Source organism: Selenomonas sp. CM52, assembly GCF_000292955.1.
Classification (GTDB): domain Bacteria; phylum Bacillota; class Negativicutes; order Selenomonadales; family Selenomonadaceae; genus Selenomonas.
Genome location: NZ_ALNM01000056.1, coordinates 1 through 13,738, shown reverse-complemented (window position 1 = coordinate 13,738; position 13,738 = coordinate 1). Strand labels below are relative to the sequence as shown.

Sequence of the window (13,738 nt, the reverse complement as noted above, 5' to 3'; positions counted from 1 at the left end):
CCCGCCGCTCCCGCCAAAAAGACGACGAAGAAGCGCACTGCCACGAAGCCGACCAATGCCGCTGCACCTGCTAATGAAGGCAGCAAGGGCGATGCGCCTGCCGTGAAAGCAGCCGAACCCGCAAAAAAAGTGACGAAAGCCTCCGCAAAGAAGCCCACGGAGGAAGCAGCCTCCGCACCCACTTCTGCCGTCAAACCTGCGGCAAAGGCAGCCGCGTCCAAGACGGCAAAGCCGACGACGACGGTCATCAAGGCAAAGAAGGAGCCCGCTGATCCCTTCGCCTTCACCGACGAATTCCGCACGCAGATTCCGCTCGTCGACAAGGAGCACGAAACACTCTTCGACCTGGTGCGCCAGACATACGAACTTGTGCATGACGAGTTCCGCGTCGATAAATTCGACGACATCATCGAGATCATCGAAGAACTGCGCGACTACACGATCAAGCACTTCGCCGATGAGGAGCGCTACATGAAGAGCATCAACTACGACGGCCTTGCCGAGCAGGTCGCCGCACACACAGCCTTCGTCGAGAAACTCAACAACATCGATTTCGACGAGATCGACCGCGATCAAGAAGACGCGCTCGACAAACTCATCAAATTCCTTCTCAACTGGCTCGTACAGCATATCCTGAAGGTTGACAAGAAGATGCCCTACATCGAAGAAGCAGCATCGAAGCTGACAGAATGACACGATAGACCGTCCCTTACATGAACAGGGCAGCGCATAAGTCCATCCCGACTTATGCGCCGCCCTTGTTCTATCTAGGGACATGATTTGTCCCTGAAATAAAATTTCTACATCTCTCTCCGAAATTTTTATAAGAAAAGGGCTCCCCTTACTTTTCGCAAAGGGAACCCTTTTTCGCTATGCGGCTTCAGCACACACGATGCTCAGCCGATCATGCTCTTGATATCGCTCTCGACGTCCGTGATGCCGCCGATGCCGAAGGTCTCGACGAGCACGTTCGCGACGTTCGGCGAGAGGAACGCCGGAAGCGTCGGTCCGAGATGGATGTTCTTCACGCCGAGGTGCAGGAGCGCGAGGAGGACGATAACCGCCTTCTGCTCATACCATGCGATGTTGTAGACAACCGGCAGTTCGTTCACATCGGCGAGGCCGAAGACTTCCTTGAGCTTCAGCGCGATGAGCGCCAGCGAGTACGAATCGTTGCACTGACCCGCATCGAGAACGCGCGGAATGCCGCCGATATCGCCGAGATTGAGCTTGATGTACTTGTACTTCGCGCAGCCCGCCGTCAGAATGACCGTATCCTTCGGCAGAGCCTCGGCGAAATCGCGGTAATAGCTGCGTGTCTTATGACGACCGTCGCAGCCGGCCATGACGACAAACTTCTTGATTGCGCCCGACTTCACAGCGTCAACCACCTTGTCGGCAAGCGCGAAGACCTGCTCATGCGCAAAGCCACCGACGATCTCGCCCTGCTCCAACTCCTTCGGAGGCGCACACTTCTTCGCCAACTCGATGACAGCGGAGAAGTCCTTCTTGCCGTTCTTCTCTTCGATGTGCGGACAGCCGGGAAAGCCGACGGCAGCCGTCGTAAAGATGCGATCCTGATAGCTCGCCTTCGGCGGCACGATGCAGTTCGTCGTCATGAGAATCGGGCCGTTGAAAGACTCGAACTCTTCCTTCTGCTGCCACCAAGCATTGCCGTAGTTGCCCGCAAAGTGTGCGTACTTCTTGAAAGCCGGATAGTAGTGCGCGGGCAGCATCTCGCCGTGCGTGTAGACGTCAACGCCCGTACCCTCTGTCTGATCAAGCAGTTCCTTCAGATCCTTAAGATCGTGACCCGAAATCAAGATGCCCGGGTTCTTGCGCACTCCGAGATCAACCTTCGTGATTTCTGGATTACCGTAAGTCTCCGTGTTCGCCTTGTCCAAGAGCGCCATGACATCGACGCCGTACTTGCCCGTCTCCAGCACGAGAGCCGTGAGGTCGTCGCCCGAGAGGCTGTCGTCCAGAAGCTTCGCCAACGCCTTCTGCATGAAGGCGTCGATCGCCTCATCGCGATAGTCAACGACATTCGCATGATGATTGTACGCCGCCATACCCTTGAGGCCGTACGTCGCAAGCTCCCTGAGGCTACGAACGTCCTCGTTCTCCGTCGCGAGAACACCAACGTCTGCCGAGGCCGCCTTTTCCTGGAATTCGCTCCTCGCACCGTTCCAAAGAGCCGCCGCCGGAAGCTTCGACGTGTCAGCAAGCTCCTTCAGCAGCTCTTCCTTCATGCCGAGCGTCTCTTCGATCGCATCGGCAATCGCTGCATCGTCGAAGTTCGCATTCGTAATCGTGATGAAGAGATTCAGCGTGACGCGATCATTGACCGCTTGGGAAACCGTCTTTCCCGCCTCGCGCAGCGCCGTCGAAACAGCAGAAATCCCTTTCGTCACATAAACCAAAAGGTCTTGAAGTCCTGCGACCTCCGGCTTCTTGCCGCAAACGCCCACCTGCGTACAGCCTTTGCAGCCCGCCGTCTCCTGACACTGAAAGCAAAACATCTTGTTCTCCATATATACCATCCTCTCTCTTTGCGATGTAACGAGAACCCGCACGAGGCAGTTCCTCCTGACAGCCTTATCATAGCAAAGAGAACATGCCCCTTCGGTAACACTTGTTACCGAAACGAAAAAAGTCCTTCATTCTCTTGTGTGAGAATCTTTCTTCCTATACCTTTGCACGCGCACAATCTCAAATACTTTCCATTATGGATCAGCCGAGCACTCCCCCATCCGAAAATCCTGCTGCCGCAAAGTTTTTCTAAAAAAAGAAAATTTCCCCTAGCTTTTTCGGGAGAAGTCTGCTATACTAAAGCAGTCGGGGCGTGGCTCAGCTTGGTAGAGCGCTTCCTTGGGGTGGAAGAGGTCGTGGGTTCAAATCCCGTCGCTCCGACCAGCTTAGTATTTTCAAGGCTTCAGGGGTTATCCAACTGCTACTTGGATAGCTCCATTTTTTTACCATAAAACCCCAAGAGGTCAAGCCCAGAGGGTGCAGACCGATTGGTTAGGTTTCTGTAAGGGCGGCGCACAATGTCCACAAAGTGGACGTTTGTGCGTGTAGTTTATGCCTAAAATACCCGCTTATTCGTTTCCAAGACCTAAGCCCCGCAATCCTTCTTCGATTTTCTTCCTATCCGATGCGTCAAATTCGTTGCTATCGTGACAATATATGTCCATTGTGGTTGTACCATCGGCCGTAGTACGCCGAACACCAAAAAACTTGCAAGCGTGTCGTGAATCTGCTATGATATAGACAAGAAGAGAACCACCGTAAACGGCTACCTCTTCCGAAAGAAATGGGTTAAGAACTAACCGCTATCCTTTGGCGAGGGGGCGGTTATTTCTTTTTTATCACGATAATGTACCCTGTCGCGAAGATCAAAATCACGATCAACTCGAAAGAAGTCATACGCGCCACCTCCCTTCTTTTCAGAATGGAAGTGGAAGAAGCAGCCGCTTAGCCTTTGGTGGTTCTCTGCCGCTATTATACAGTATTTTCGTATCGTCCACAAGGAAAGAAAGGTTTCACTCATGTCCTCTTGGCTTCTCTATGCACTCCTCTCCGCACTTTCCGCCGCCTTCGTCTCCATCTTCGGCAAGATGGGCCTTGAAGGGCTGGACAGCAGCGCCGCCACTGCCGTGCGCGGCGTCATCATGGCGATCTTCCTCGTCGCGGTCATGGTCGTGCAGGGACATGCCTCACATCTGCCCGAAGTGTTTGCCGACCGCAGAGCCTTGGCATGCGTCACTTTGAGCGGCATTGCCGGAGCGACATCGTGGCTCTTCTACTTCATGGCACTGAAGACTGGCGACGTTTCGCGCGTCGCTCCCATAGACAAGCTCAGCGTCGTCTTCGCCGTCCTCCTTGCCATCCTCATTTTTGAGGAAGAAGTCAGCCTCACGCACGGCATCGGCATCTTTCTCATCGCTCTCGGCAGTTTGATCATCGCCGTACTGTAGAAAGGACGCACATGATGTATGTTCCCTGCGGCGAAAAGGAAATCGCCTATTTGAAGTCCAAGGACAAGAAACTCGCCGCCGTCATCGAGAGCCTCGGTGTGCTGGAGCGTCCCGTGCATGACGACGTGTTTTCCGCCGTCGTGCATCACATCATCGGGCAGCAGATCTCGACGAAGGCGCAGGAAGCCGTCTGGGCAAGGCTCTGCGAGAAGGTCGGCACGATGGATGCGGCGCATCTGCTTTCCCTTGGACGCGAGGAACTGCAGGCCGTCGGCACGAGTTTTCGCAAGGTCGACTACATCATGGACTTTGCCGAGAAGGTCGCGAACCGTGATTTCAATATCGCCGCCTTGTATGCGATGAGCGATGACGAGGTCATCTGCGCCCTCTCCTCACTCAAAGGCATCGGCGCCTGGACTGCGGAAATGCTGCTGATCTTCACGCTACGGCGTCCCGACGTCTTAAGCTTCGGCGACCTCGGCATACAGCGCGGCCTGCGGATGCTCTACCGGCACAAGGAAATCGACCGCAGGAGATTCGAGCGCTACAAGAAGCGCTACTCTCCCTACGCAAGTACCGCCAGCCTCTACCTATGGGCGATTGCAGGCGGCGCAATCGAGGGATTGAGCGATCCGGCCGCGCGAAAGAAATAGCGGACGCATCGCAAAAGCAAAGACAACGTGCATATAACGTTTGAACAAAACCGCCAATATTGCAAGCACAAAGGGGAGCTGCCGCAGCAGCTCCCCTTTCCTATGCCTTTTCGCGCACAATCACTTCGCGTCGAATATTCACTTGAAGAAACTCTTCAGCGTATCCTTGAACGTCTTCTGCTCGGGATTGACGCTTTCGCCGCAGAGGTCGCCGAATGCCTCCAGTGCGTCCTTCTGCTTGCTCGTAAGCTTCTGCGGCGTCAAGACCTTGACGCGCACATGCTGATCGCCGCGCCCCGTGCCCCTTAGATGCGGGATGCCCTTGCCGCGCATGCGGAGAACCGTGCCCGATTGGATGCCCGCGGGAATCTTCAGCTCCGCCTTGCCGTCGATGGTCGGCACCTCGATCGTGTCGCCGAGCGCCGCCTGCACAAAGGAGATCGGCACCTCGCTGATGACGTCCGCGCCGCTCCTCTTGAACAGCTTGTGATGCTTCACATAGATATAGACGTAGAGATCGCCGTTCGGACCGCCGCGCTGCCCCGCTTCGCCGCCGCCCGAGATGCGCACGCGCTGCCCCTCGTCGATGCCCGCAGGGATCTTGACCTCGATCTTGCGGCTGACGCGCGTGTGACCCGTGCCGCCGCACTTCTTGCACGGATTCTTGACGACCTGCCCCGTGCCGCCGCAGCGGCTGCACGGACGCGAGGTCATGAAGTTGCCGAGCGGCGTGCGCTGCGCCCTCTGCACCTGACCCGTGCCGTGGCAGTCGGGACACGTCTCGGGCTTCGTGCCCTCGGCCGCGCCCGTGCCGTGACACGCATCACAATTCTCCGTGCGCGGAATCGTCAGCTCGACCTCCTTGCCGAATGCCGCTTCCTCAAAGGTAATCTCCAAGTCATAGCGCAGGTCGTTGCCCGGCTCAGGGCCTTTCGGCCCGCGACGACGACCACCGCCGCCGAAGAAGGCGTCCATGATGTCGTCCATGCCAAAGCCGCCCATGCCGCCGCCAAATCCGCCGAAGCCCCCGCCGAAACCGCCGAAACCCCCTGCGCCTCCTGCACCGCCGCCCGCACCGTCAAACGCCGCGTGGCCGAACTGATCGTACGTCGATTTCTTCTGCGGATCGGAGAGGACTTGATAGGCCTCATTGACCTCCTTGAACTTCTCGGCAGCTTCCTTCGGATTGTCGCGGTTCAAATCGGGATGGTACTTGCGCGCCATCTTCTTGAACGCCTTCTTGATGTCCGCATCCGAAGCGCCTTTGGAGAGGCCGAGCACCTCATAGTAATCGCGTTTCTCGCTCACAATAAACACCTCACAGCGCCCAGTGCGCCTGTCCTTTATCGTCAAAAGAGTGCGGAGCATGAACTCCACGCTCCACACTCTCCGTCACTTCTTGCGCTTATTTCTTGTCGTCCTTGACTTCCGTGTACTCGGCGTCGACGACGTTGTCATCCTCGCTCTTCGCACCTGCGTCCGCCGCACCTGCACCGGGAGCTGCGCCTGCGCCTGCTGCAGCCTCAGGGCCGCCCGCCTGCTGGTACGCCGCCGCGCTCATCTCATAGAGCGGCTTTTCCAGCTCTTCCGTCGCCTTCTTGATGGCGTCCGTGTCCGTGCCCTTCAGAGTTTCCTTGACCTTGTCGGCCGCCGCCTGCACTTCGTCCGCCTTCGCCTTGTCAACCTTGTCGCCGAGATCCTTGATCGCCTTCTCCGCCTGATAGACAGCCGAATCAGCACGGTTTCTGACCTCCACGGTCTCCTTCTGCTTCTTGTCCTCGGCCTCATGCGCCTGAGCTTCCTTAACCATGCGGTCGATGTCATCCTTGCTCATGCCGCTGTCGGACTGGATCGTGATCTTCTGTTCCTTGCCCGTGCCGAGATCCTTTGCGGAGACGTGCACGATGCCGTTCGCATCGATGTCGAAGGCAACCTCGATGCGAGGAACGCCGCGCGGCGCCGGCGGGATGTCGGAAAGCTCGAAGCGTCCGAGCGTCTTGTTGCCCGCAGCCATCTCGCGTTCGCCCTGCAGGACGTGGATGTCAACCGACGGCTGGTTGTCCGCTGCCGTCGAGAAGACCTGGCTCTTGCGGACAGGAATCGTCGTATTGCGCTCGATGAGCTTCGTCGAAACGCCACCCAAGGTCTCAATGCCCAGAGAAAGCGGCGTGACATCGAGGAGCAGCATGTCCTTGACCTCGCCGACGATGATGCCGGCCTGAATCGCCGCACCGATGGAAACGCACTCGTCCGGGTTTACGCTGCGATCCGGCTCCTTGCCGAAGTAGCCCTTGATGGCCTCCTGCACGGCAGGGATGCGCGACGAACCGCCGACGAGAAGCACCTTGTCGATATCCGAAGGCGAAAGACCCGCATCCGACATCGCCTGACGCGTCGGCCCCATCGTGCGCTCGACGAGATCATGCGTAAGCTCGTCAAACTTGGCACGCGTGAGCTTTAGGTCGAGATGCTTCGGACCCGTGGCGTCCGCCGTGATGAACGGCAGATTGATCGGCGTCTCCATCATGCTCGAAAGCTCGATCTTCGCCTTTTCCGCCGCTTCCAACAGGCGCTGTGCGCTCATCTTGTCGGCGGAGAGGTCGATGCCATTCTCCTTCTTGAACTCCTCGACCATCCAGTTCATGACGGCGTGGTCGAAGTCGTCGCCGCCCAAGTGCGTGTCACCGCTCGTCGCCTTGACCTCGACCATACCCTCGCTGAGTTCGAGGATCGAGACGTCGAACGTGCCGCCGCCCAAGTCAAAGACGAGAACCGTATGCTCGCCACCCTTGTCGACGCCGTATGCCAGCGAAGCCGCCGTCGGCTCGTTGACGATGCGCAGGACGTCAAGACCCGCGATCTTGCCCGCGTCTTTCGTCGCCTGGCGCTGGCTGTCGTTGAAGTACGCCGGCACCGTGATGACCGCCTGCGTCACCGTCTCGCCGAGGTAGGCTTCTGCATCCGCCTTGAGTTTCTGCAGGATCATTGCCGAAATCTCAGGCGGCGTGTAGTCCTTGCCGTCGATGGAAACCTTGTAGTCCTTCTCGCCCATGTGCCGCTTGATCGACGCGATCGTGCGGTCAGGGTTCGATACCGCCTGACGCTTGGCGAGCTGGCCGATGAGACGCTCGCCCGTCTTCGTGAAGCCGACGACGGACGGCGTCAGGCGGCTGCCCTCCGGGTTCGTGATGACGACGGGCTTGCCGCCCTCCATGACGGAGACGACGGAGTTCGTGGTACCTAAATCGATGCCAATTGCTTTTGCCATGATGAATTCCTCCTAAATGTTTATATCTATAAAAAGAGTTTCCTCTATTTGACTTAATTTGAAACGACCTGCACCATGCTTGGGCGTATGACGCGCCCCTTTACCATGTAGCCTTTCTGCAGTTCCTGCTCGATCGTATCGTCCTCCTTCTCGGGATCCTGCACGCGCATGACCGCCTGATGGAAGTTCGGGTCGAACTTCTTATCCTTCGTATCAATGACTTCCAAGCCGTTCTTCGCGAGCGCTTCCTGCATCTGCTTGTAGATCATGGAAACGCCTGCGCGGAAGCTGTCGAGGTCAGAACCTTCGGCGGAAAGTGCACGCTCGAAGTTGTCGAGGAGCGGCAGCATATCCGTGAGGATGCCCTGGGTGACGACGGCGGCAAGCTCTTCGCGCTCCTTCGCAGAACGACGGCGGAAGTTGTCGAAGTCCGCGCGCAGTCGCAGCATCTGTACGTCCTTTTCTGCCAGATCGGCTTCAAGCTTTTCTGCACGCTTCACAGGATCGTCCGCGCCATTTTCTGCCTCCTCGGTACCTTCACGGCTTCCTTCGGCAGTCTCCTCGCGGACATCTCCCGTCGCTTCTTCTGCGACGTCCGCAGTGTCTGCGGCCTCCGCCTCGTCGATCTCGCGCTTCATCTCCTCGAGCTTTTCCTCGTCCTTCTTCTTCAACTCATCCTTCATGAATGATGGCATTCCCTTCACCTCGTATTTCATGCTATGCCGCTACCAGCGGAAAGGCTGCACAAGCGCAGCGATATGGTGGTTCAGATATCCCAAGAGCGCCATCGCCTTGCCGTACTCCATGCGCGTCGGCCCTAAGACGGCGATCGTGCCCAAGCACTCGCCATCCAAGTGGTACGTCGCGCGAATGATGCTGCAATCCTCGATGCCGCTGTACTCGTTCTCACGGCCGATCGTGACGACGAGCCCCTCCTGCGATTTCTTCTGCAGAACGTCTTTGACGAAGTTCTCCTCTTCGAGCAGTGAGAGGAGCGCACGCACGCGCGTCACATCGCGAAACTCCGGCTGCGCAAGCATCTCTGTCGTGCCGCCCAGATAGAGCCGCTGCTCCTTGCGCTCCTCGTCGAGCGCTTCGTAAATCAGTTCCATTGCCGCCTGATAAAGCGACTCGTCCATGACCTCGGCGCGTATGCGCTTCAAAGCGGCCGTGCCGATGGAGGAAAGCTTCTCGCCCGACAGACATCGGTTGATGACCTCCGCCATGCGTTGGAAATCCTCGAAACTCGCGCCTTTCGGCATCTTGACGACGCGGTTCTCCACGAAGCCCGCGTCCGTCATCAAGACGGCGATGACGCGATCTTCGCCCAGCGGCACGAACTGCAGCGTGCGAAAAGCCGCTTCATCCAGCTGCGGCGCAAGGACGAGCGCGAGATTCTTCGTCAGTCGCGAAATGATCTTCGCCGTCTCCTGAAAGACGCTCTCGACGCGCTTGACGCGCTTTCGATACCAGTGGTCAATCAACGCCCTCTCGCGCTCGTCAATCGGCGCGGGCGAGAGCAGATTGTCCACATAGAGTCGATACCCTTTCGACGAAGGGATGCGCCCAGAGGACGTGTGCAAATGCTCCAAGTAGCCCATATCCTCGAGATCCGCCATCTCGTTGCGGATCGTTGCCGGACTGACGCCGAAATCATGACGCCGCGCCACAGTGCGCGAGCCGACAGGCTCCGCCGACGAGATGTAGTCATCGACTACCGCCTGCAGGATGCGCCGCTTCCTTTCATCAAGCATTCTCACACCCCCTCTGATAAGGTCTACTATGAAAGTCCAAGAAACCAAGCCCGAAAGGCGCAGGCCGATTGGCTAACTTTCATTAAGGGCGGCGCACAATGTCCACAAAGTGGACGTTTGTGCGTATAATTCATGCTGTTAGCACTCAATCGTCTTGAGTGCTAACCCATGACTAGAATATACACGATAAAAGTCAAAAAGTCAACATCTTTTTTGCCTTTCGCAAAAAAGTTTTACTATGAACCCCCAAGAAGTCAAGCCGTAGGCGCAGACTGATTGGCTAGGTTTCTGTAAGGCGTGAGGACATATGTACAGCGTGCCTCTCTGATGATGCCATTGCAGGAAACGGACGCAAAAACAATCATGCCGTTTCGCGCGACGGCTGAACATATGTCCTCAAAGTTTACTATGAAAGTCCAAGAAGTCAAGCCCAAAGGGCGCTGACTGATTGGGTAACTTTCATTAAGGCGTGAGGACATATGTACAGCGTGCCTCTCTAATGGTGCCATCGCAGGAAGCGGACACAAAAGCAATCATGCCGTTTCGCGCGACGGCTGAACATATGTCCTCAAAGTTTACTATGAAACCCCAAGAGGTCAAGCCCAAAGGGCGCAGACCGATTGGCCGGTTTCATGTAAGGGCGGCGCACAATGTCCACAAAGTGGACGTTTGTGCATGTAGTTTGCGCTTCTTTCTCTTGCACAGGCTTGCGCTGTCAACCGATCGAGTCAAGCAAAGAGGGCTGTCGCACATTTTTTGCGACAGCCCTCTTTTTCATACTGCAATATCAATATTGTTGCCGACCGCAGGGTCGAGGCTTTCCAACATCTCGCCCACAGCTTCTTCCGTCGTATCCATCGCCATTTTCATGACGGAGATGCCGAACTGCTGTGAGAAGCGTGCCTGGCTCATATCGACCGACATCGCCGCTATGCTCATATCCATCGAAATCGCTCCTTTCTCCTCTTATTTATCGTACATATAAGAGAAAAGCTTAAAGTTTGCCGGCAAAGCCGCTTGCGGCAGCTACGTTTCATCTCTTTCCAACAAGAATGCTTCAAAGACGCGGTTGCCAAACTTCATGCCCTGCTCTGTCAGACGTATGCTCACCGCCGTTTCTTCAACAAGCCCCGCCGCCTGCAAGAGCGCGATCACTTCGCCATAGACCTCGTGCACATCCGAGGCAAAAGTGCCGCGAAAGCGCTTCTTATCAATGCCGTCCGCCGTGCGAAGCGCGAGAAAGGCGAATTCTTCGATGTGGTTTTCGCGCGAGCAAGGCGCTTCTTCCCTCGCAGCAGACAGACCCGCCTCGATGCAGGCGATGTAGCGGCAAAGCCCCTTCTCGTTCTCCATGCGCCGTCCGTGCCAATACGAGTGCGCCGCTGCGCCAAGGCCGATGTAGGGCACGTCCTGCCAGTAGGCGAGGTTGTGGCGGCTCTCTTCGCCCGCCTTCGCGTAATTTGAGATCTCATAGCGACGATAGCCGAGGTGCGGCAGTTCTGCCGTGATATAATCGTACATATCGCCGCACTCGTCATCCGTCGGCAGATGAAGCCGCCCCGCCTCTTCCATGCAGGCGAACGGCGTGCCGTCCTCAACGGCAAGTCCGTAGATGGAGATGTGACCGATGCCGAGCGCAGCGGCTCGTGCCACACTGTCCTTGAGATCAGCAAGCGCCTGCCCAGGCAGACCGTACATGAGGTCGAGGCTCACGCGAAAACCCGCCTTCTGTGCCATGCGCACAGCATCCTCCGCCTCCCGCGCCGTATGAATGCGCCCGATGGCAGAGAGCAGCGCATCGGAAAACGACTGCACGCCGAAGCTCAGACGGTTGACGCCCGCCTCGCGCAATCGTTCGAGAAGCTTTGCGTCGACCGTGCCGGGATTCGCCTCGACCGTGAACTCTTCCTCGCCTGTCAGTCGAAAGCTCTCGCACAGAGCACAGATGACCGCGAGAAGGTCGTCTGCCGCAAGCGCCGTCGGCGTGCCGCCGCCGATGTAGACGGTACGCGCTGTCCCCAGACAGCGAGAGCCCTGCGCCGCGATTTCGCGGCACAGGGCTTCTCGGTAGCGGCTCATCCATGACTCTGCTCCCGCATAGGAGGGAAAGTCGCAGTAAAAGCACTTGCGGCGGCAAAAGGGAATATGGACGTAGATGCCGAACGATTCCACTCTGCCACCTCTTTCCATTTCTATGGAATCACTGTCGCCTTACGACACTCCCGCAAAGAGGCGAGAGCGCGCGATTCCATAAGAATCAGTCAATCTTCAATATCGCCATGAAGGCTTCCTGCGGCACCTCGACGCTGCCGACCGCCTTCATGCGCTTCTTGCCTTCCTTCTGCTTTTCGAGAAGCTTGCGCTTTCTCGATATGTCGCCACCATAGCACTTGGCGAGCACATCTTTTCGCATGGCACGCACGTTCTCTCGTGCGATGATCTTATTGCCGACAGCCGCCTGGATCGGAATCTCGAACATCTGCTGCGGAATGATCTCCTTGAGCTTCTGCGCGAGCTGGCGGCCGCGCGTCGCCGCGCGGTCGGCGTGGACAATGGTCGACAATGCATCGACGGGATCGCCGTTCAAGAGAATGTCAAGCTTCACGAGGCGCGACTGGCGATAGTCGGCAAGCTCGTAGTCGAGGGAGGCATAGCCGCGCGTCGTCGATTTCAAGCGGTCGAAGTAGTCGTAGATGATCTCGCTCAAAGGAATGTGGTAGATGATCATGACGCGGTTCGTATCGAGGTAGTCCATGCTCTCGAACGTGCCGCGCTTTTCCTGCGAGACTTCCATGACGGGGCCGACATAATCTTTTGGCACGATGACCGTCGCCTTGACGAATGGCTCCTCGATGAAGTCGATCTCCGTCGGCGGCGGAAGCTTCGACGGATTGTCGACCTTGAGCATCGTCCCGTTCGTCTTGTGGACGTGGTAGATGACGGAGGGCGCCGTCGTGATGAGCTTCATGCCGTATTCGCGCTCCAGCCGCTCCTGGATGACATCCATGTGCAGAAGTCCTAAGAAGCCGCAGCGATAGCCGAAGCCAAGCGCGATCGATGTCTCTGGCTCGAAGATCAGCGCCGCATCATTGAGCTGCAGCTTTTCGAGCGCATCCTTCAAATTGTCGTAGTCGGCGCTGTCCACGGGATAAAGTCCGCAGTAGACCATCGGCGTCACGCCGCGATATCCGGGCAGCGGTTCAGGCGCAGGATTTTTCGCGCTCGTCACGGTATCGCCGACAAGCACGTCGCGCACGTTCTTCAAACTTCCCGCGACGAAGCCGACTTCTCCCGCCGTAAGCTCGCCGAGTTCTGCAGGCGCGGGACGGAAACAGCCGACGTCGGTCACCTCGAAAGTCTTGCCCGTCGCCATCATCTTCAGCTCCATGCCCTTCTTGATATGGCCTTCCATCAGACGCACATGCGCGATCGCGCCCTTGTACGAGTCAAAGTACGAGTCGAAGATCAAAGCGCGAAGCGGCGCATTGTCCTCGCCCTTCGGCGGCGGGATTCGCTCGACGATGGCGTCCAAGATCTCCTCGATGCCTACGCCCGTCTTCGCCGAAGTCAGGATCGCCTCGGACGCATCGAGGCCGATCGCCTCCTCGATCTCCTCTTTGACGCGCTCGGGATCGGCGCTCGGCAAGTCGATCTTGTTGATGACAGGGATGATTTCGAGATCGTGCTCCAGCGCCATGTAGACGTTCGCGAGCGTCTGCGCTTCGACGCCCTGCGCCGCATCGACGACGAGAAGCGCTCCCTCGCAGGCTGCAAGGCTTCTCGACACCTCGTATGTGAAATCGACGTGACCCGGCGTGTCGATGAGATTGAGTTCATAGACCTCGCCGTCCTTGCCGCGATAGTGCAGGCGCACGGTCTGCGCCTTGATCGTAATGCCGCGCTCGCGCTCAAGCTCCATGTTGTCGAGCACCTGCGCCTCCATCTCGCGCTCAGTCAAAGTGCCCGTGCTTTCAATGAGGCGGTCGGCAAGCGTCGACTTGCCATGGTCGATGTGCGCGATAATCGAGAAATTGCGGATGTATTTGTTCTGCATCAAAAATTCCTTTCCTTGTCCATCGGCTC

At 57.3% G+C, this 13,738-nt stretch carries 11 protein-coding genes and 1 tRNA gene; 4 read left to right on the top strand and 8 right to left on the bottom strand.

Going from position 1 to position 13,738, the window contains the following annotated elements; genetic code table 11:
- Positions 1-693 (top strand): bacteriohemerythrin (locus HMPREF1153_RS12605; RefSeq protein ID WP_009647232.1); only part of this gene is annotated, 693 nt, incomplete at its 5' end.
- Positions 694-896: 203 nt separating this feature from the next.
- Here HMPREF1153_RS12605 and hcp read toward each other — a convergent pair.
- Positions 897-2,534, bottom strand: coding sequence for a hydroxylamine reductase (gene hcp, locus HMPREF1153_RS12035; protein ID WP_009647224.1), 1,638 nt, complete (start codon positions 2,532-2,534; stop codon positions 897-899).
- A gap of 305 nt (positions 2,535-2,839) precedes the next feature.
- Here hcp and HMPREF1153_RS12030 point away from each other — a divergent pair.
- From HMPREF1153_RS12030 to HMPREF1153_RS12020, 3 genes are all read left to right on the top strand, one after another.
- Positions 2,840-2,916, top strand: a tRNA-Pro gene (locus HMPREF1153_RS12030).
- 635 nt (positions 2,917-3,551) lie between these two features.
- Positions 3,552-3,980 (top strand): EamA family transporter, encoded by a 429-nt coding sequence (locus HMPREF1153_RS12025; RefSeq protein ID WP_009647225.1) that lies wholly within the window; start codon positions 3,552-3,554, stop codon positions 3,978-3,980.
- An 11-nt stretch (positions 3,981-3,991) separates the two neighbouring features.
- Positions 3,992-4,633 carry a DNA-3-methyladenine glycosylase family protein gene (locus tag HMPREF1153_RS12020; protein ID WP_009647229.1) on the top strand — a complete coding sequence of 214 codons (642 nt, stop codon included), beginning with the start codon at positions 3,992-3,994 and terminating at the stop codon, positions 4,631-4,633.
- Between the two features lie 138 nt (positions 4,634-4,771).
- Here HMPREF1153_RS12020 and dnaJ read toward each other — a convergent pair whose 3' ends face one another.
- From dnaJ to lepA, 7 genes are all read right to left on the bottom strand, one after another.
- Positions 4,772-5,941: a molecular chaperone DnaJ gene (gene dnaJ, locus HMPREF1153_RS12015; RefSeq protein WP_009647233.1), complete on the bottom strand. Its 1,170-nt coding sequence runs from the start codon at positions 5,939-5,941 to the stop codon at positions 4,772-4,774.
- 97 nt (positions 5,942-6,038) lie between these two features.
- Positions 6,039-7,901, bottom strand: coding sequence for a molecular chaperone DnaK (dnaK, locus tag HMPREF1153_RS12010; RefSeq protein WP_009647231.1), 1,863 nt, complete (start codon positions 7,899-7,901; stop codon positions 6,039-6,041).
- 53 nt (positions 7,902-7,954) lie between these two features.
- The gene (grpE, locus tag HMPREF1153_RS12005; RefSeq protein ID WP_009647230.1) at positions 7,955-8,596 is read right to left on the bottom strand and encodes a nucleotide exchange factor GrpE; all 642 of its coding nucleotides are present in this window, start codon (positions 8,594-8,596) and stop codon (positions 7,955-7,957) included.
- 30 nt (positions 8,597-8,626) lie between these two features.
- Positions 8,627-9,655, bottom strand: a complete 1,029-nt coding sequence (gene hrcA / locus HMPREF1153_RS12000) for a heat-inducible transcriptional repressor HrcA (RefSeq protein WP_009647226.1) — start codon at positions 9,653-9,655, stop codon at positions 8,627-8,629.
- A gap of 774 nt (positions 9,656-10,429) precedes the next feature.
- Positions 10,430-10,600, bottom strand: coding sequence for a YjfB family protein (locus HMPREF1153_RS11995; RefSeq protein WP_009647227.1), 171 nt, complete (start codon positions 10,598-10,600; stop codon positions 10,430-10,432).
- An 81-nt stretch (positions 10,601-10,681) separates the two neighbouring features.
- Positions 10,682-11,827: a radical SAM family heme chaperone HemW gene (gene hemW, locus HMPREF1153_RS11990; protein ID WP_009647228.1), complete on the bottom strand. Its 1,146-nt coding sequence runs from the start codon at positions 11,825-11,827 to the stop codon at positions 10,682-10,684.
- Between the two features lie 85 nt (positions 11,828-11,912).
- Positions 11,913-13,709 carry a translation elongation factor 4 gene (gene lepA / locus HMPREF1153_RS11985; protein ID WP_006191189.1) on the bottom strand — a complete coding sequence of 599 codons (1,797 nt, stop codon included), beginning with the start codon at positions 13,707-13,709 and terminating at the stop codon, positions 11,913-11,915.
- Between the last annotated feature and the right edge of the window lie 29 nt (positions 13,710-13,738).

What these genes read in the sequence shown, in the direction of transcription:
- hcp (WP_009647224.1), bottom strand. Translation starts at nt 2,534, where the DNA reads ATGGAGAACAAGATGTTTTGCTTTCAGTGTCAGGAGACGGCGGGCTGC.
- HMPREF1153_RS12025 (WP_009647225.1), top strand. Translation starts at nt 3,552, where the DNA reads ATGTCCTCTTGGCTTCTCTATGCACTCCTCTCCGCACTTTCCGCCGCC.
- HMPREF1153_RS12020 (WP_009647229.1), top strand. Translation starts at nt 3,992, where the DNA reads ATGATGTATGTTCCCTGCGGCGAAAAGGAAATCGCCTATTTGAAGTCC.
- dnaK (WP_009647231.1), bottom strand. Translation starts at nt 7,901, where the DNA reads ATGGCAAAAGCAATTGGCATCGATTTAGGTACCACGAACTCCGTCGTC.
- grpE (WP_009647230.1), bottom strand. Translation starts at nt 8,596, where the DNA reads ATGCCATCATTCATGAAGGATGAGTTGAAGAAGAAGGACGAGGAAAAG.
- hrcA (WP_009647226.1), bottom strand. Translation starts at nt 9,655, where the DNA reads ATGCTTGATGAAAGGAAGCGGCGCATCCTGCAGGCGGTAGTCGATGAC.
- HMPREF1153_RS11995 (WP_009647227.1), bottom strand. Translation starts at nt 10,600, where the DNA reads ATGGATATGAGCATAGCGGCGATGTCGGTCGATATGAGCCAGGCACGC.
- lepA (WP_006191189.1), bottom strand. Translation starts at nt 13,709, where the DNA reads ATGCAGAACAAATACATCCGCAATTTCTCGATTATCGCGCACATCGAC.